The following is a 17,232-nucleotide window of genomic DNA, read 5'->3' as shown; positions in this document are numbered from 1 at the left end:
GCGGAGTCCCCGCGTGCCACAAGAAGGCCAGCGATGTCGCGGGGTTCCTCAACCTACCAGATTTTGTGCGTGTTGCTTCCCAGGCACACAATTTATGGGACAACGGCGAGGTTTGTGGCCTCGGACGCCAGGGGCCGCAAATGAGTCAGCGGCAGGCTGATGTGGCAGACCAGCCCCTCGGCCTCCCATGCCTGCATCACCTGGCCATGGAGCTGGTCCTCGATGCTCGCCCGGATGACGCGGCTGCCGAAGCCGCTCCGCTCCGGCAGCCGCGCGAGCGGCGGGCCGCCACGCTCCTCCCAGCGCAGCCGCAGCAGGCCAGCCGCCTGGTCCGGCTGCCAGGACAGGCTGAGCCGGCCGCCCGGGAGCGACAGCGCGCCGTATTTGGCGGCGTTGGTGGCGAGCTCGTGCAGCACCAGGGAGAGCGGCTGGGTCGCCGCGGCGGTCAGCTCGACCGCCGGGCCAGCCAGTGTGCAGGCCGGGCCCTGCACGGCGCCGGCGGGCAGGAAGGCGGCGAGGCTGCGCTCGGCCAGCGTCCGCAGCGCGGTGCCGGACCAGCCGGTTTCGGCCAGCAGCCCCTGCACCCGGGCGAGCGCCGTGACGCGGCCCTCGACCGCCGCGGCGAAGGCGGCCGCATCCTGCTTCGGGGCCAGCCGCACGGCGGCCTGCACCACGGCCAGGGCGTTCTTGGCGCGATGGTCGACCTCGCGCATCAGCAGCCATTGCCGCGCCTCCGCCGCCTTGCGCTCGGTCACGTCGCGGGCGACGCCGGCGATGCGTAGCGGGAGGCCGCTTGCCACGTCGCGCTCCACCACGGCGCCGTAGGATTCCATCCAGATCCAGGCGCCCTCGCGGTTCCGGGCCCGGTACTCGACCCGGTAGTGCTCGCTCGCGCCGGTCGCCACCGCCTCCACCGCTGTCCCGACGCGGCTGCTATCCTCGGGATGAACCACATCGGCCAAGTAGCGCTCCAGGGAAAAGCCGTCGAGTGGCAGGCCAAGGCGGGCAGGCAGGACATGGCCGGTCCGCGTCGCGGTCCGGTCCCGCAGGTCGATCTCGAAGCTGCCGAGCCCGGCCGCCTCCAGGGCCAGGCGCAGCCGGGCATCGCCGCGGCGCAGGGCAGCCTCGGCCCGCAGGCCGGCCATCCGCAAAGCCTCGAATTCGGCCACCGCCGCTTTGGGCTGGGGGAGCGGGCGGTCCTCCGGCGGCAAGCCGGCGGCGATTCGCTCGGCATGGCGCACCAAGGCGTGGACGGGGCGCAGCACGCGGCGCGACAGGCCAACCGCCAGGAGGAGGCCGAAGCAGAGCGCCAGCAGGCCGCCGCCCAGCAGGGCCACCATCGGGCTAAACCAGGCCTCCAGGAAGGTGGTTTCGGGCTCGTTCACCCAGAGCGTCCAGCCCGGCGCGGTGGCGAGTTGGTGATAAGCGGTGCGGATGGGCTTGCCGTCGATCAGCCGCCGGCCCGTCAGCAGGCCGGTGACCTGCCGCGGCTCCTGGTCGCCGCGTGGGGGCCGTTGCTGCCCGATCAGGCGCTCGTGGTCCTCCGAATGGGCGACCAGGACGCCGCGCCGGTCGGTGATGGCGATGGCGCCGTGGCCCGAAAGCACCTGGCCACGCAGCAGCCGCGCCAGGTGCTCCGGCAGGATCGGCATGCCGACGACATGCTGCACCTCCCCATCGCGCAGGGCGGGGACGAAGACGAAGGCGCTGAGGCGCCCCGAATTGCGGCCGGTGGCCAGGTCGCTCACGGTGGGCTGCCCGGTCTCGAGGACCCGTGCGATCGCCACCCCGCCCCCGCCCGGGCCGATGCCGCCGCCAGAGCCGGGCACCGGGCCGCCCGGTGGGACGAGGGTGTGGATGACCGGGCGCAGCGAGCGGTCCAGCACCGTCACCCAGCCGCCGAAGGCCGTGCCGACATTGCGCGCGAGGCTGTCGAAGGCGGCGAGGTCGCCGGCCCGGTCGAGATAGGAGGAGGCAGCGAGTACCTGCAGTGCGGCGCGGCGGGCGGCGATCTCGCTGTCGATGACCGAGGCGAGGGCGCGGGCGCTGTCGATCAGCCGGGCCTCGGCGGCACTGCGGTAGCTGCGCAGCGCAGTCCAGCAGGCGGCGCCGCCGAAGCCGAGGGCCGGGAGCAGCACCGCCAGGACCAGCCCGACGAGGTGCAGGCGCAACCCTCGAAGGCGGCCGCCCGGCGGGGCGGAGAATACGGCGGCCGACGCGGGAGCGGGCACACCCATGGCGGCGCTCTGGTCCATGAGTCCGGTATGTTCCTGAGCCGCGCCGGCGGATCACTGGAATGTTGCGATGGCTTTATATGAACTGAAATACTAAGCGTGTCATTAACGAAACGTCTGCCCGCCATGCGGAGAATGCGCCATGAGGCGCATTCCCGGGCAGGCCAGACCTTCAGGCGACGGGGCTGGTCACTGGCAGGCCAGGCACTCCTCGTAATCCGTGGTCGAGATTTGGGCGCTGCGGGCCACCAGCGGCAGCACCGCATCGGCCGCGGTCGGCACATGAGCCGCCATGATGTCGTCCTGGCCAACGATCTTCTCGCTGATCGTGTCGGCGCGCTGGATGGACAGGCTGCGGCAGTAGTAGAGCGACTTCACCCCGCGCTTCCAGGCCATGACGTGAATCTGGTGCAGGTCGCGCTTGTGGACGTTGGCGGGGAGGAAAAGGTTCACCGACTGGCTCTGGCAGATGAAGGGCGAGCGGTCGGCGGCGTGCTCCACCACCCAGCGCTGGTCGAGCTCGAATGCGGTCTTGAAGGTGGCGCGCTCCGGCTCGGTCAGGAAGTCGAGATGCTGCACGCTGCCCTTGCGGACGGTGATGCTCGTCCAGGTCTCGTCGTCGTCGCGGCCGTGCTTCGCCAGCACCTTCTTGAGGTACGGGTTGCGGACGATGTAGCTGCCCGAAAGCGTCTTGTGGTTGTAGACGTTCGCCGCCACCGGCTCGATCCCCGGCGAGGCGCCGCCGCAGATGATGGAGATCGAGGCCGTGGGCGCGATCGCCATCTTGTTCGAGAAGCGCTCCATGAAGCCGTATTCGGCGGCATCCGGGCAGGCGCCGCGCTCCTCGGCCAGGACGCGGCTGGCGACATCGGCCTGCTCGCGGATATGCTTGAACATCCGCTTGTTCCAGACCTTCGCCACCACGCTCTCGAAAGGCACGTTTTGCGCCTGGAGGAAGCTGTGGAAGCCCATCACGCCGAGGCCGACGGAGCGCTCGCGCATCGCCGAGTACTTCGCCTTCGCCATGCTGTCGGGCGCGGTGTCGATGAAATTCTGCAGGACGTTGTCGAGGAAGCGCATCACGTCCGGGATGAACTGCTTGTCGTCCTTCCACTCGAACCAGGTCTCGAGGTTGAGGGAGGAGAGGCAGCAGACGGCGGTGCGGTCGCGGCCATGCTGGTCGCGGCCCGTGGGCAGGGTGATCTCGGAGCAGAGGTTGGAGGTCTTGACCTCGAGCCCGGCCAGCTTGTGGTGCGCCGGCATCGCCTTGTTCACATGGTCGGAGAAGACGAGGTAGGGCTCGCCGGTCTCGATGCGGGCGGTGAGGATGCGGATCCAGAGGGCGCGGGCGGAGATCTTCCGCATGATCGCGCCGTCCTTCGGGCTGCAGAGCGGCCATTCCTCGTCGGCCTCGACGGCGCGCATGAAGGCGTCCGAGATCAGCAGGCCGTGGTGGAGGTTCAGCGCCTTGCGGTTCGGGTCGCCGCCGGTGGGGCGGCGGATCTCGATGAACTCCTCGACCTCGGGGTGGCTGATGGGGAGGTAGACGGCGGCCGAGCCGCGGCGGAGCGACCCCTGGGAGATGGCGAGCGTCAGGCTGTCCATGACGCGGATGAAGGGGACGACGCCGGAGGTCTTGCCGTTGCGGCCGACCTTCTCGCCGATGCCGCGCAGGTTGCCCCAGTAGCTGCCGATGCCGCCGCCCTTGGCGGCCAGCCAGACATTCTCGTTCCAGAGGCCGACGATGCCGTCGAGGCTGTCATCCGCCTCGTTCAGGAAGCAGGAGATGGGCAGGCCGCGCGTGGTGCCACCGTTGGACAGCACGGGGGTCGCCGGCATGAACCAGAGCTTCGAGATGTAGTCGTAGATGCGCTGGCTGTGCGCCGCGTCGTCGCCATAGGCCGAGGCGACGCGCGCGAAGAGGTCCTGGTAGCTTTCGCCGGGCAGCAGGTAGCGGTCATCCAGCGTCGCCTTGCCGAAATCCGTCAGCCGCGCGTCGCGGCTGCGATCGACCTGAACCTGGTGATGGCCTGCAAGCTGAACCGTATCGAACACCGCGCTATCCCCTTCCAGTCCCCGGTGGGGGAGAATGCATCCAGCAGCGACGCGACACAAGATATTGTCGTCTGCACCCCCTCATAACACCAGATGGGGTATTTGGTTCCGGCGGGGCGCAAAGGCGGGCCGAGCGCCGATGTTCATATTCCGTTCATGGATAAGCGGTCATTGCGGGTGAGTCCGTCAAGCCTCATCGCCATCCATCCCCATGATCCCCGCTATCCACAGCCCCATCGCAACGCAGGCGTGACGGATTGCCGGGCGGGACGGGGTTTTGCATGCTCCCCGGAGACGATGCGAAGGGAGGATCGGCCATGGTCTGGCGTCGGCATCTCGCGGGACTCGGCCTGGCGCTGCTGCCGGGGCTGGCGGCGGCGCAGGGCGGCGAGGTCAGCCTGTTCAAGGTGGTCGGGCCACGGGACGAGGTAACGATCGGCCTCACCGAGGCGGAGCTGGCGCGGCTCGGCGGCGGGCCGGCGGTTGAGCGACTCGCCCGCGCGCTGGTGGCTGAGGGGCAGGTCACCGCCTGGCGCTACGCTGTCGGGCGGGCACCGGACGGGGCAACGCGATTCGCCGCCACCGGACGGGTGGCGATCCTCAGGAGCGAGAGCCTGCGAATCGAGCCCTATGCGGCCGCGCTGCCGGTGGCGCCGCCGCCTGCGGAATAGGAAGCGTGCCGCGGCGCCCGACGAGGCGCCGCGCATTCGCAGATCCTTCATGACGGCGGCATGACGGCGGCCGGGCGCCACGGTGGCGCTGTCGGCAGATGCGCGCGAGCACGGCGCGGGAAGTGGTTGTGCTCCCGGCCCGGGGAGGCTCGGCACCGCGAGGTCCATCGAGGCCGCGCCGGGAGGACATGCGCAAGCGCACCCGCAACGAGCAACCCGGCCCGAAGATGCGTGAATGCAACCATCGGCCCTTCGCGGCGCTGCATGCCCGGAGCGGGCGGGCGCTGACCCTGGTAGCCCGACCCTCAAAGCCCGCGCGAGGGCCGGCGGCCGCCATGGCAAGGCCGGCTAACGGCCCGCAGGATTTCACGTTGCCAGTGCAGGATTCCACCATGGCCGGTTGGCCCGCATCGCCCAACGCCTTCCTCGCCCATGCACCGAGCGATGACGCCGCTGGCCCCCTGCGCCTGGGCTGCCGCCGCGCCGTCGGCAAGGCCGCACCGCGGGGCGTGCCCCGGGCATCCGACACCCATGCATGACCAGCCCGGCCCCGATCCGGAGGAACTCCGCCGGGAACGGGCGGCGCTGCAACGGGAGGTCGAGCGGCTCCGGCAGGAGCTCGAGGAGGCCAGGCGGGCGCCGGCCGGCCCGGCGGCGGAGCTGGGCGCCCTGCTCGACCAACGCATCGCGGAGGACCAGGCCCGGCTAATTGCCTCCCGGGCAGCCGCGACCCTTCGCGGGCAGGCCGATGCGAGCCCGGCCGCCGGCTGGCACGAGGCGGAGCTGCGAACGGTCATCGAGGGCGCGATCGATTGCGCCATCGTCGTCACCGGCCGTGACGGGCATGTCCTGTCCTGGAATCCCGGCGCAGGCGCCCTGCTCGGCTGGGGCGAGGCGGCGGCGCTGGCGGGGATGCCGCTGGACGCCGCCCTGGGCCCCAGCGATGAGGCAGCGGCCAGCGCGCTCGCGGCAGATGCCGCGACGGTGCTGGGCGGCGGCCGGGTGTCGCGCGAGGGCTGGGTGCGGCGGCGGGGCAATGGCCGGGCCTGGGTTGCGATCGAGGCGATGCCGCTGCGCGCGCCCGGCGAGGCCATGCCGGTGGGCGCGGTCTGGATGCTGCACGACCGCAGCGCGGCCCGCCTGGCCGAGGCGGCGCTGCGGGAGGAGGAGGCGAAGTACCGCATCCTCTTCGAGGCGATGGACGAGGGGGTAATGATCTTCGAGCGGCTGCCGCAGCGCCCCGACGGGCTGCGCGACTGGCGCTACGTGGCGATGAACCCAGCTTCGAAGGCGATGTTCCGCACCGGCGACCTCACCGGGCGGTCGGTGCGCGACCACTTCCCCGACGAGGACGAGGGTTGGTACGACATCTTCGACCGCGCGCTCGACACCGGCGAGGTGGCGCGCTTCGAGCGCGAGGCACGCTCGCAGGGCAGGATCCTGCAGATGTACGTCGCCCGGGTGCAGGACCGGGCACGCGGCCGGATCATGGTGGTGATGCAGGACGTCACGACCCACCGCCGCGCCGAGGCGGCGTTGCGCGAGAGCGAGGAACGGTTCCGCAGCTTCGCCGAGAACTCTGCCGACGTGCTGTGGATCGTGGGCGAGCAGGGGGCAAGGCTGGAATACCTTTCGCCGGCCTTCGAGCGCATCTTCGGCGAGTCGCGCGACCACCTGCTGGCCGATCTCGGCCGCTGGCGCGACCTGGTGCACCCGGGGGACCACGCGGCGGCCTTCGCGGCGATGCCACGCGCCCTCGCAGGCGAAACGGTGATCGCGCAGTACCGCGTGGTGCGGCCGGCAGATGGCCGGGTCGTCCACCTGCGCGACACCGGCTTCCCGATCCGCGATGCCTCGGGCCGGGTCGCGCGCGTCGCCGGCATCGTGCAGGACGTCTCCGACATGGTCGCGGCCAGCGGTGCGCTGGAGACGGAGAAGGAGCGATTCCGCCGGCTGGCCGAGGGCATCCCGCAGCTCGTCTGGCGCTCGGCGGATGGCGGGGACTGGAGCTGGGCCAGCCCGCAATGGATCGCCTTCACCGGCCTCACGGATGCGATGAGCCGCGGGCCCGGCTGGCTGGGAGCGGTCCACCCCGACGACCGGGCGGCGGTGCGGGCGGCTTGGAGCCGCGCCGCCGCGATGGGCGTCGTCGATGCCGAATGCCGCCTGCGCCGCGCCGTGGACGGCACCTGGCGCTGGTTCCAGATGCGCGGGGCGCGCGGCCCGGCCGCCGGCGCGGGCGGCGCCGCGGAATGGCTCGGCGCCTGCGCCGACATCGACGACACCATCCGTGCGCGAGAGGCGCTGACCCGCGGTGCGGAGGAGCTGGAGGCGCGGGTGGCCGAGCGGACCGGGGCGCTGATGGCCGCCGAGGAGAGCCTGCGCCAGGCGCAGAAGATGGAGGCCATCGGCCAGCTTACCGGCGGCATCGCGCATGACTTCAACAACATGCTGCAGGGCGTGACCGGGGCGCTCGAAATGGCGCGGCGGCGGATGGACGACGGCCGCACCGCCGATGCCGCGCGCTACATGCTGGCGGCGCGCGACGCGGCCGGGCGCGCGGCCAGCCTTACCCGCCGGCTGCTCGCCTTCGCGCGGCGCCAGCGGCTCGACCCGAAGCCGCTGAAGCCGGAGGCGCTGGCCGCGGGGATGGCTGACATGCTGCGGCGGATGGTCGGGCCCGCGATCGCGCTCGACCTGCGGCTCGAGGACGGCGCCGGCGCCGTGCTGTGCGACCCGAACGAGCTGGAGAGCGCCATCCTCAACCTCTGCATCAATGCGCGCGACGCGATGCCGGAGGGTGGGAGCCTGACGATCGCCAGCCGCGGCGCCCGGCTCGGGGCGGCGGCATTACGGCCTGACGAGGCGGCGCTGCCGGGCGACTTCATCGAGATCGCGGTGCGGGACACCGGCACGGGCATGGGGCCCGAGGTCATGGATCGGGTGCTGGAGCCGTTCTTCACCACCAAGCCGCAAGGCCAGGGCACCGGCCTCGGCCTGAGCCAGGTCTTCGGCTTCGTGCGGCAGTCCGGTGGCGTGCTGCGCATCGCCAGCACGGTGGGGCGCGGGACGACGGTGCGCTTGCTGTTGCCGCGGCACGGCGGAGGGGATGCGGCCGTCGCCGACGAGGCCGCCGGGGCGGAGCAAACGGAGCTGGTCGCCGCCGGGGCGACGGTGCTGATGGTGGACGACGAGACAACGGTGCGGATGCCGGCGGCCGAGCGCCTGCGCGACCTCGGCTACCACGTGGTCGAGGCGCCTGACGGCCCGGCGGCGCTGCGGCTGCTGGATGAGGGGCTGCGCCCCGACCTCCTGGTGACGGATGTCGGCCTGCCGGGCCGGATGGACGGACGCAGCGTGGCCGAGGCGGCGCAAGAGCGGCTGCCGGGCCTGCCGGTGCTGTTCATCACCGGCTTCGCGCGGGTGGCGCTGCCGGACGACGCGGCGGTGATCCCGAAGCCCTTCGACCTGGAGGTGTTGGCGCGCGCGATCACGGCGGCGCTGCCGCGCGAGGGGTGACGGCGGCGCGGGCGGGGCCGCTCAGGCCCGGGCGCGCATCGCCCGCGGCATGGCCGGGACCTCGTCCTCGAATTGCAGGGCGCCGCTCAGGAAGGCGGTCATCCGCTCGATCTCGGCCTTCAGCTCCCGCGCGGCCTCCTCGCCGGCGCCACGGCGCAGGGCGGCGAGGATCGGCCCGTGCCGGTGCGCGGCCTCCGGCGGACTGCCCATTACGATCCAGCGGGCCTCCCAGAAGAGTGGGCCGCGTCGCAGCCAGAGAGCCTCGATCATGCCGAGCAGCATCGGCGCCCCCGCCTGCCGGTAAAGGCCGAAGAGGAATTCGCGGTCCTTCTGCAGGCAGAGCTCGGGCCGGCCGGCGGCGCGCGCGGCATCCTGCTCGGCCACCACCGCCGCCAGTGCGTCGAGCGTGCCCGAATCCACCCGGCTTGCGGCCAGGCGGATGGCCAGCGGCTCCAGCTCGGCGCGGATCGCGCTGACCTCCTGGAAGGCGGCGCGGGTCAGGCGGGGGACCAGAACGGTGCCCGAGGGCAGTGCGTCGAGCGCCTGTTCGGTGGCGAGGCGGCGCAGCGCGGTCCGGGCGGGCATCGGGCTGGTGCCGAGCGCCTCGGCGACGCGGCGGATCGACAGCTTCTCGCCCGGGGCGAAGACGCCCTCGACCAGGGCCTGGCGCAGCCGGCGATAGGCCTGCTCTTCGAGTGGCAGGTCATCGGCGGCGATACCGGGAATGGAAAGAGTGATTGTCATGGGTGGAGCTTTGTGATCACATTTTTTCGGCAAATGATATGCCGAAATGGGGCCATGGCCCCGGGGTATTGTCCATGCAGCCCATACCGGAGTGCCCGCTCATGCCCAACCGGTCGCCGCCCGCCCGCCCTGCCCCCGAGGCCACGCCATGAGCGCCGCCCTGGATGCCCGCCGGAACAGCCTCGACCTGCCGGGCGCGGTGGAGGCGGCGCGGGCGGCCTATGCGGCGAAGCGGCCGCTCAGCGCGGCGCTGCACGAGCAGGCGCTCGAGGTGCTGGGGGGCGGTAATACCCGCAGCGTCATCGCCTATGGCCCCTTTCCGGCGGCGATGACGCGGGGCGAGGATTGCCGGCTCTGGGATTTAGACGGCCACGAGTATCTCGACCTTTGCGGCGAATACACCGCCGGGCTGTTCGGCCATTCCGAGCCGCGCATCCATGCCGTGCTGCACGACGTGCTGCGGCGGGGCATCAACTTCGCCGCGGTCGGGCCGGGCGAGGAGCGGCTGGCGCGGCTGCTCTGCGGCCGCTTCCCCTCGCTGGAGCGGGTGCGCTTCACCAACAGCGGCACCGAGGCGAACCTGATGGCGCTGACCGCGGCGCGGGCCCTCACCGGCCGGCCGAAGGTCATGGCCTTCCGCGGCGGCTACCATGGCGGTGTGCTGACCTTCCCCTTCGCCGGCAGCAGCCCGGCGGCGCTGCCGCTACCCTTCGTGATGGCGGACTACAACGACACTGCCGGCGCCACCGCCACGGCACGGGAACACGGCGCGGAGCTCGCGGCAATCATCGTCGAGCCGATGCTGGGTTCCGGCGGCTGCATCCCGGCGGAGCCGGCCTTCCTCGCCGCGCTCCGGGCGGTGGCGGACGAGACCGGCGCGCTGCTGATCTTCGACGAGGTGATGACCAGCCGCCACGCCGGCGGCGGGATGCAGGCGCGGCTCGGCATCACGCCGGACATGACGACGCTCGGCAAGTACATCGCCGGCGGCATGTCCTTCGGCGCCTTCGGCGGGCGGGCCGACATCATGGCGCAGTTCGGCGGCAAGCTCGCCCATGCCGGGACCTTCAACAACAACGTGCTGTCGATGAATGCCGGCGCCGTCGCGATGGGCGAGATCTTCACCGCCGAGGCGGCCGAGGCGCTCTACCGGCGCGGCGAGGCGCTGCGTGCGCGGCTGAACGGGCTGGCGGAGGCGGCCGGGGTGCCGCTCGGCTTCACCGGCATCGGCTCCATGCTGACCGTGCATTTCCGTCGCCCGATGCCGGGGCGGCCCTATGCCTCGACCCCAGGCGAGGAGCAGCTGCGCGAGCTGTTCTTCTTCGACATGCTGGAAGCCGGCATCTACCTCGCCCGGCGCGGCATGGTGGCGCTGAGCCTGCCGGTGGGCGAGGCGGAGCTGGACCGCTTTGCCGCCGCCGTCGCCGGCTTCGTCGAGCATCGGGCGGAGCAGCTTCGCGCCGGCGGGGTTGCCGGCTGATGCGCGCTGCGATCCTCACGCTGCTCGCGGCGGCGCTGCTTGGCCTCGCCGCGCCGGCGAGCGCCGGCCCAACGCTGGACGCGGTGCGGCAGAACGGCGCCGTGCGCTGCGGCGTGCCGTCCGGCGTCGCCGGCATGGCACGGCCGGATTCCCAAGGCCGCTGGGTCGGGCTGCATGCCGATATCTGCCGCGCGATCGCCGCGGCGGCGCTGGGCGATGCGGAGAAGGTTCGCTTCGTGCCGCTCACGGCGCAGAGCCGCTTCACCGCGGTGCAGAGCGGCGAGGCGGACGTGCTCGTCTATCTCACCGCGCTGACGCTCTCGCGCGATGCGACGCTCGGCCTCAGCATCGTGGCGCCGCCTTATTTCTACACCGGCCAGGGCTTCCTGGTGCGCCGCAGCCTCAAAATCAGCCGCGCGGTGGAGCTGGATGGCGCCACGGTCTGCGCCACGCAGGGCAGCGTCGTCGAGCGGAACCTGAACGACTTCGCCCAGCGCTCCAACATCCGGCTGACGACCATCGCCTTCGACACCCAGCCGAACGTCATCGCCGCCTTCTTCGCCGGGCGATGCGACGCCATCAGCAACGACATGATCAGCCTCAGCGCCAACCGCCTCGCCGCGCCCGACCCGGATGCCGTGATGCTGCTGCCGGAGCTGATCGCCAAGGAGCCGCACGGCGCCATGGTGCGCAACGGCGATGGCGAGTGGGCGCTGCTGGTGCGCTGGACCATCTCCGCCCTGATCCAGGCGGAGGAGTTCGGCCTGACGCGCGAGACCGTCGTCGCGGCGCGCGCCAGCACGACGGACCCGCAGGTCCGCCGCTTCCTCGGGCTCAGCGAGAATGTCGGCGCCGGGCTCGGGCTGCGCGACGACTGGGCCTTCCAGGTCGTCCGGCAGGTGGGCGACTACGGCTCGCTCTATGAGCGCCATGTCGGCGCGCAGGGGCTCGGGCTGGACCGCGGGCTGAACCGCCTCTGGACCCAGGGCGGGATGATGATGAGCTGGCTCTGGTAGGAGGCAGGCGTCAGCGCGGTTGCTGCTGCGCCGGACGGCGCGGCCGTGGGCGGGGCGCGGCAGGAGCCGGCGACGCCGCCTCGCCCGCCCGCGGCATGGCCGGGGCGGCGTTGCGGCCGAGGCGGCGGCGGGCCTGCTCGTCCCAGCCGCGGACATCGGACCAGAAGTCGCCCGGCTCCACCGTGAGCGGCGGCTGGCTGCTCGGCGGCTGGCCGGGCCGGGGCTGCGGCTGGGCCGCGGCCGGCAGGGCGAGGCCGAGCGCCAGCACGAGACCGGTCCAGAACTGCTTCATCACCCTCCCCTTCCCTGGCTCGGCCCCTACTTCGCCAGGGCGAGGCGCCGGCGCAAGGGGGGTCAGCCGGCCGGGCGGGCCCCGCACCAGTCGGCGATGAAGGCGGCGATGGCGAGCGTCGTCTGCTTCAGGTGGTCGAGGCTGGTCCGCTCGTCGAAGGCATGGGCCCCCTCCCCCTTCGGCCCGTAGCAGAGCCCGGGGATGCCGAAATAGAGGCCGTAGAAGCGGGTGTCGTTCACTGCCGTGGTGATGCGCGCCGGCATCTCCTCACCGAAGACCTGGGCATGGGCGCGGGCCAACACCGCCTCCGCCTCGCTGCCCGGCTCCAGTACGTAGCCGTCGGCGAGGAAGCCGTGCCACTCGACCGCCGGCGGGTTGTTGGCGAGGAAGTTGTCGCCGCGCGCCGCCTCCGCGACGCAACGCTCGACGCCGCGCTGGATCTCGGCGACATCGGCGCCGGGCAAGAGGCCGATGCGGCAATCGACCTCGCACCAGGCAGGGGTGCTGCTCGCCCAGTCGCCGCCGCGGATGATGCCGGGGTTGAATTTCAGTGGGCTCTCGATGCCGTTGTACCATTCGTGGTGGCGGGCCGCCTCGTTCAGCGTGGCGGTGTGGGACTGCAACGCCTGGATCAGGTGATAGGCGGAGAGGATGGCGTTGCTGCCGCTCTGCGCCACCGCGACATGCACCGGGATGCCACGCACCTTGATGCGAAACCAGAGCGTGCCGGTATGGGCGCGGGTGATGGTGCCGCCCGTGGGCTCCGGCACCAGCGCGGCCTCGGCGCGGTAGCCGCGGAGCAGCGTCGAGAGGGCGCCGTTGCCAGTGCTCTCCTCCTCGGTGACGGTCTGGAGGTGGACATCGGCGGCGGGCTCGAGGCCGGCGGCCTTCAGGGCGTCCATGGCGAAGACCATGGCGGCGACGCCGGACTTCATGTCATGCGCGCCGCGGCCGTACATCCAGCCGTCCTTGATGGTGGCGCTGTAGGGCGGGTAGGTCCACATCTCGACGGGGCCCTCGGGCACCACGTCGATATGGCCCTGGAGGATCAGGCTGCGGCCGGTCGGCTTCTCCGCCCGATGAGTGGCGACGACCTGGACGGAACGGGCGGGGTCGGCCTCCACCATCGGGCTGGCCTTGGGGTGGCTGGCGAGCGGGACATCGGCGAGGGTGAAGCGATCCACCGCATAGCCGCGGGCGGCGAGCTGGCGGGCCATCCAGTCCTGCAGCGGCGCCTCGTTGCCGCGGGTGGAGGGGAAGCGGACGAGATCGGCAAGGAAGGCGGTCTCGCGCTCGAAATTCGCATCCACCGCGGCGGCGAGGCGGGCGAGCAGGGCGGCATCGGGCATGCGAAGCGTCTCCGTGGCGATGCCGCAGCATGCGCCGGGCCGCGCGCCCGCGCTACTGCACGGGGCGGGCGTATTGCGCGGTGGTATGGTTCACCGGGCTCGGCTCGTAGGTGACCTTGTCGCGCCGCCCGGCCCAGGTATTGCGGAGGAAGATGATCGGCAACACGCCCTTGTCCTCCAGCAAGGCCTGCGCGGCCTGCTGGGTGAGGATCTCGCGCCGCTCGGGGTCCATCGTGGTCAGCGCCTCGGCCAGCGGCGCGTCCATGGCGGGATTGGAATAGCGCTGGCGGTTGAAGGGGCCGTGGCCAAGCTCCGGGTTCCGCGTCATCGCCACCTGGCGCATCGGGTTGATGGTCAGGTAGCTGCTGAAATAGGTCATGAAGAGCGAGAATTCGCGGTTGGTGGCGCGGGTGAAGAGCGTCGCCGGCGGCAGCGTCTCCACCGAGGTCTCGATGCCGATGCGGGTGAAGGACTGCGCGAGGGCCTGCAGCAGCCCGTCATCGCCGGGGAAGAAGCCGTTCGGGCCGTGGATGGTCAGGCGGAAGCCTTGGGGATAGCCAGCCTCGGCCAGAAGGGCGCGGGCGCGGGCCGGCTCATGCGGCAGGGGCGGCAGGTTGGGCAGGCGGTGCGCGGCGATGGGCGCGGCGAACTGATCCGCTGCGCGGGCCTGGCCGTGGTAGAGCCGCTCCGCGATCGCCTCGCGCGGGATGGCGAGGGAGAGCGCCTCGCGCACCCGGCGGTCGGCGAGCGGGTTGCGCGGCAGGGGGCGGCCCTGGCGGTCGAAGGCGAAGGGCGTCGTCTCCCGCATCGCATCCGGGGCGAGGTAGACGAAAGTCACGCTGTCCACGCTGAAGAGGGCGAAGCGCGGGTCCCGCTCCAGCCGCGGCATGTCCTGCATGGGGACGTAGTCGATCAGGTCCGCCTCGCCGGTCAGCAGCGCCGCCATGCGGGAGCCGCCCTGCGGGATGTAGCGGAAGGTCACGCGGTCCCAGGGCTCGGCCGGGCCCCAGTACTCGGCGTTGCGCGTCACCTCCAGCCGCTCGTTGGGGAGCCAGGCGGCGTAGCGGTAGGGGCCGGTGCCGATGGCCAGCCGCCCGGAGTTGAAGTCGGGAGTGGACGGGTTCGGGCCATGGACCTTGCGCGAGAGGATGAACGGCGCCGCCATGTCGATGGGCATCAGCGGGTTCGGCTCGCGGGTGCGGAGGATGACGGTCTGCGGGTCCTTGATCTCGACCGCGCTGATGGTCCGCACGGCGGGGGTGAAGAGGGCCGGGCTGTTCGGCACGGTGGGGATGCGGGCAAAGGTATAGGCGATGTCCTCCGCCTCGAAGGGCGTGCCGTCATGGAAGCGGACGCCAGCGCGGAGCTTCACCTCCCAGGTCAGCGGATCGATCAGGCGCATGCTCTCGGCGAGCCGCGGCTGCGGGCGGGCCTGGGTGTCGAGCTCGAAGAGCGGCTCGAAGATCTGCCGCAGCACCATGTTGTTGTTGGTGGTGTTGTGGTAGTGCGGGTCGAGCGCGCTGGGCGGCGTCTGCGCCGCGATCACCAGGTTGCGCTGCGCCGCCGCGGGCGTGACGAGGCAGAGCGTCAGCGCCGCCGCCATGATGCCATGGTGCATGGAAGCCTCCCGTCGGGCCGGTCTGTCGCCGGCATCGGTAGGAAGCGTCCGACGCGGGCCGGGTCCGCGTCAAGCGGCCTCGCGCGGCCTCAACGAATGGGCGGGGCGTATTGCAGCCCGCCCTGGTTCCAGAGCCCGTTGATGCCGCGCGGGATGCCGAGCGGGGTGATGTTACGCTCCCAGGTCTCGCCGAGATTGCCGACCTGGCGGATGATCTTCACCGCCCAGTCGTTGTCGATGCCCATCGCCCGTCCGAAATCGCCCGTGCGGCCGAGCAGGCGCTGGATGTCGGGGTTCGGGCTGTTCATAAAGCTGTCGATGTTCTCGCCGGTGATGCCGTGCTCCTCCGCCGTCACCATGGCGAAGTGGGACCAACGGACGATATCGAAGAAGCGCCAGTCGCCCTTGCGCACCACGGCGCCGAGCGGCTCCTTCGAGATGATCTCGGGCAGCAACACGAAGTCGTCGCGGTTGCCCTGGCCGGCGCGGAAGGAGGCCAGTGACGAGGCGTCGTTGGTGTAGGCGTCGCAGCGGCCGCTGACGAAGGCGGCGCGGATCTCCTCCACCTGCTCGATGATCACCGGGGTGAAGCGCAGCCTGTGGCTGCGGAACCAGTCGGCGAGGTTGAGCTCCGTCGTCGTGCCGGGCTGGACGCAGATGGTGGCGCCGTCGAGCTGGCGGGCGGAGGTGACGCCGGAGGACTTCCGCACCATGAAGCCCTGGCCGTCGTAGAAATTGATGCTGGCGAAGGCGAGGCCGAGCTGCGCCTCGCGTCCCAGGCTCCAGGTGGTATTGCGGACGAGGAGGTCGACCTCGCCCGATTGCAGGGCGGTGAAGCGGACCTGCGTGGTGGTCGGGACGAAGCGGACCTTGTTGGCGTCGCCCAAGATGGCGGCGGCGACGGCGCGGCAGGCATCGACGTCGAGGCCGCGGAAGGTGCCGCGGGCATCCGGCACCGCGAAGCCGATGGCATTGACCGAGACGCCGCAGACGAGCTGGCCGCGGGCTCTGATGGCCGCCAGGGTATCGGCGGCGGGCTGGGCTTCCGCCCGGGCCAGGACGGCAAGTCCGAGGCAGAGACCGAGAAGCAGCGTGCGCGTCATGCCCATCCTCCGTTGCGGCGGAGGAAGCTTCGCCGGGGCCGGCGGGCGGGCGCAAGCATTTCCCTGGCGCCGCAGTTTGCCCTAACCTCGGCCGGAACGGGGCCGAAGCCCCCGACCGAGGGAACCTTTGCCATGAGCATCGCCATCCGTCCCGCCAATCCGGCCCGCCCCGATTTTGTCGGCGAGGTCTCGGGGATCGACCTGCGCCAGCCGATCGGCGCCGCCGAGGCCGCGGCGATCGATGAGGGGATGGACCGCTATGCCGTGCTCGTCTTCCGCGACCAGCCGATCGACGACCAGCAGCAGATCGCCTTCAGCCGGCATTTCGGCGAGCTGGAGCTGGCGACGGGCGACATCGTCCAGGGCGCGGCGCGGCGGCTGTCGATGGAGATCAACGACATCTCCAACCTGGAGCAGGACGGCAAGGTCATGGCGCGGGACGACCGCAAGCGGCTGTTCAGCCTCGGCAACATGCTCTGGCACAGCGACAGCAGCTTCAAGCCGACGCCGGCCAAGTATTCGCTGCTCTCGGCACGGGTGATCCCGGGCGGCGGCGGCAACACGGAATTCGCCGACATGCGCGCCGCCTGGGATGCGCTCGACGATGAGATGAAGGCCATGGTGCGGGACCTCGTCTGCGAGCACAGCCAGATCTATTCGCGCGGCGTGCTCGGCTTCACCGACTTCACGGCGGAGGAGCTGGAGAAGTGGCGGCCGGTGCCGCAGCGGCTGGTGCGGCGGCACCCGAGGACGAGGCGGCTCTCGCTCTTCCTCTCGGCCCATGCCGGGGCGATCCAGGGCTGGCCGGTTCCGGAGGCACGGGCCCTGCTGCGCGACCTCAACGAGCATGCGACGGGGCGGGAGTTCGTCCACGCCCATGTCTGGCGGCCACATGACCTGGTGATGTGGGACAACCGAGCGACGATGCACCGGGCGCGGCGGTATGATTCGACCAAGGTGCGGGACCTGCATCGCACCACCGTCGCCGACGTGGCGCCGACCCTCGAACAGGCGGCCTGATCTTTCTGCGGGGCTCCCCGCGGAAGGCGGTGGGGCCGGACGGACTTTCCACAGACCGGGCCACGAGGGCGGCCCGGTACCGTTTCGGACACCCGGCTGCGCTCGCAGGCTCCCCGAAATCTCCCACATCT

13 protein-coding genes are annotated in these 17,232 nt (G+C 71.6%); 6 read left to right on the top strand and 7 right to left on the bottom strand.

The features are described 5' to 3' along the window. Window positions 1-92: 92 nt before the first annotated feature. Both LH62_RS28295 and LH62_RS11900 read right to left on the bottom strand, forming a co-directional pair. Window positions 93-2,255, bottom strand: coding sequence for an HWE histidine kinase domain-containing protein (locus tag LH62_RS28295; RefSeq protein ID WP_052214267.1), 2,163 nt, complete (start codon window positions 2,253-2,255; stop codon window positions 93-95). Between the two features lie 168 nt (window positions 2,256-2,423). Beyond that, window positions 2,424-4,289, bottom strand: coding sequence for a ribonucleoside-diphosphate reductase subunit alpha (locus tag LH62_RS11900; RefSeq protein WP_201445478.1), 1,866 nt, complete (start codon window positions 4,287-4,289; stop codon window positions 2,424-2,426). Window positions 4,290-4,606: 317 nt separating this feature from the next. Here LH62_RS11900 and LH62_RS11895 point away from each other — a divergent pair, with 317 nt between their 5' ends. From LH62_RS11895 to LH62_RS28290, 3 genes are all read left to right on the top strand, one after another. Beyond that, window positions 4,607-4,960 carry a hypothetical protein gene (locus LH62_RS11895; protein ID WP_043361506.1) on the top strand — a complete coding sequence of 118 codons (354 nt, stop codon included), beginning with the start codon at window positions 4,607-4,609 and terminating at the stop codon, window positions 4,958-4,960. 188 nt (window positions 4,961-5,148) lie between these two features. Continuing rightward, complete coding sequence (locus LH62_RS11890) at window positions 5,149-5,499, top strand: hypothetical protein (protein ID WP_043361503.1); 351 nt, start codon at window positions 5,149-5,151, stop codon at window positions 5,497-5,499. After that, window positions 5,492-8,479 (top strand): PAS domain S-box protein, encoded by a 2,988-nt coding sequence (locus LH62_RS28290; protein ID WP_052214265.1) that lies wholly within the window; start codon window positions 5,492-5,494, stop codon window positions 8,477-8,479. The genes LH62_RS11890 and LH62_RS28290 overlap by 8 nt, the downstream gene beginning before the upstream one ends. Window positions 8,480-8,500: 21 nt before the next feature. On the opposite strand, the gene LH62_RS28285 is transcribed toward LH62_RS28290, so the two are convergent. Continuing rightward, window positions 8,501-9,223 (bottom strand): GntR family transcriptional regulator, encoded by a 723-nt coding sequence (locus tag LH62_RS28285; protein WP_052214262.1) that lies wholly within the window; start codon window positions 9,221-9,223, stop codon window positions 8,501-8,503. A gap of 148 nt (window positions 9,224-9,371) precedes the next feature. Between LH62_RS28285 and LH62_RS11875 the strand changes: the two genes are divergently transcribed. Both LH62_RS11875 and LH62_RS11870 read left to right on the top strand, forming a co-directional pair. Beyond that, window positions 9,372-10,703: an aspartate aminotransferase family protein gene (locus LH62_RS11875; RefSeq protein ID WP_043361500.1), complete on the top strand. Its 1,332-nt coding sequence runs from the start codon at window positions 9,372-9,374 to the stop codon at window positions 10,701-10,703. Then, entirely contained in the window at window positions 10,703-11,719 is a 1,017-nt protein-coding gene (locus tag LH62_RS11870) for an amino acid ABC transporter substrate-binding protein (protein WP_043361499.1), read from the top strand. Before LH62_RS11875 ends, LH62_RS11870 begins: the two co-directional genes overlap by 1 nt. A gap of 10 nt (window positions 11,720-11,729) precedes the next feature. On the opposite strand, the gene LH62_RS11865 is transcribed toward LH62_RS11870, so the two are convergent. From LH62_RS11865 to LH62_RS11850, 4 genes are all read right to left on the bottom strand, one after another. Then, window positions 11,730-12,011, bottom strand: a complete 282-nt coding sequence (locus LH62_RS11865) for a hypothetical protein (RefSeq protein WP_043361496.1) — start codon at window positions 12,009-12,011, stop codon at window positions 11,730-11,732. Window positions 12,012-12,073: 62 nt separating this feature from the next. Next, a complete protein-coding gene (locus LH62_RS11860; protein WP_043361494.1) occupies window positions 12,074-13,360 on the bottom strand; it encodes an ArgE/DapE family deacylase in 1,287 nt (428 codons plus the stop codon). A gap of 52 nt (window positions 13,361-13,412) precedes the next feature. Then, on the bottom strand, window positions 13,413-14,978 hold the full coding sequence (locus tag LH62_RS11855) for an ABC transporter substrate-binding protein (RefSeq protein ID WP_043361493.1): 1,566 nt from the start codon (window positions 14,976-14,978) through the stop codon (window positions 13,413-13,415). A gap of 89 nt (window positions 14,979-15,067) precedes the next feature. After that, a complete protein-coding gene (locus LH62_RS11850; RefSeq protein WP_043361490.1) occupies window positions 15,068-16,081 on the bottom strand; it encodes an amino acid ABC transporter substrate-binding protein in 1,014 nt (337 codons plus the stop codon). 132 nt (window positions 16,082-16,213) lie between these two features. Here LH62_RS11850 and LH62_RS11845 point away from each other — a divergent pair, with 132 nt between their 5' ends. Then, on the top strand, window positions 16,214-17,101 hold the full coding sequence (locus tag LH62_RS11845; RefSeq protein ID WP_043361489.1) for a TauD/TfdA family dioxygenase: 888 nt from the start codon (window positions 16,214-16,216) through the stop codon (window positions 17,099-17,101). The last annotated feature ends 131 nt before the right edge of the window (window positions 17,102-17,232 follow it).

It is taken from the genome of Belnapia sp. F-4-1, from assembly GCF_000802185.1.
Taxonomy (GTDB): Bacteria; Pseudomonadota; Alphaproteobacteria; order Acetobacterales; family Acetobacteraceae; genus Belnapia.
Note: the sequence above shows the minus strand (reverse complement) of the source record. Positions and strands in the feature narration are given on the sequence as shown.

Bases quoted from the DNA above. Each gene is read 5' to 3' on its own strand.
- LH62_RS28295 (WP_052214267.1), bottom strand. From the start codon at position 2,255: ATGGACCAGAGCGCCGCCATGGGTGTGCCCGCTCCCGCGTCGGCCGCC.
- LH62_RS11895 (WP_043361506.1), top strand. From the start codon at position 4,607: ATGGTCTGGCGTCGGCATCTCGCGGGACTCGGCCTGGCGCTGCTGCCG.
- LH62_RS11890 (WP_043361503.1), top strand. From the start codon at position 5,149: ATGCGCAAGCGCACCCGCAACGAGCAACCCGGCCCGAAGATGCGTGAA.
- LH62_RS28290 (WP_052214265.1), top strand. From the start codon at position 5,492: ATGCATGACCAGCCCGGCCCCGATCCGGAGGAACTCCGCCGGGAACGG.
- LH62_RS28285 (WP_052214262.1), bottom strand. From the start codon at position 9,223: ATGACAATCACTCTTTCCATTCCCGGTATCGCCGCCGATGACCTGCCA.
- LH62_RS11875 (WP_043361500.1), top strand. From the start codon at position 9,372: ATGAGCGCCGCCCTGGATGCCCGCCGGAACAGCCTCGACCTGCCGGGC.
- LH62_RS11870 (WP_043361499.1), top strand. From the start codon at position 10,703: ATGCGCGCTGCGATCCTCACGCTGCTCGCGGCGGCGCTGCTTGGCCTC.
- LH62_RS11865 (WP_043361496.1), bottom strand. From the start codon at position 12,011: ATGAAGCAGTTCTGGACCGGTCTCGTGCTGGCGCTCGGCCTCGCCCTG.
- LH62_RS11860 (WP_043361494.1), bottom strand. From the start codon at position 13,360: ATGCCCGATGCCGCCCTGCTCGCCCGCCTCGCCGCCGCGGTGGATGCG.
- LH62_RS11855 (WP_043361493.1), bottom strand. From the start codon at position 14,978: ATGCACCATGGCATCATGGCGGCGGCGCTGACGCTCTGCCTCGTCACG.
- LH62_RS11850 (WP_043361490.1), bottom strand. From the start codon at position 16,081: ATGACGCGCACGCTGCTTCTCGGTCTCTGCCTCGGACTTGCCGTCCTG.
- LH62_RS11845 (WP_043361489.1), top strand. From the start codon at position 16,214: ATGAGCATCGCCATCCGTCCCGCCAATCCGGCCCGCCCCGATTTTGTC.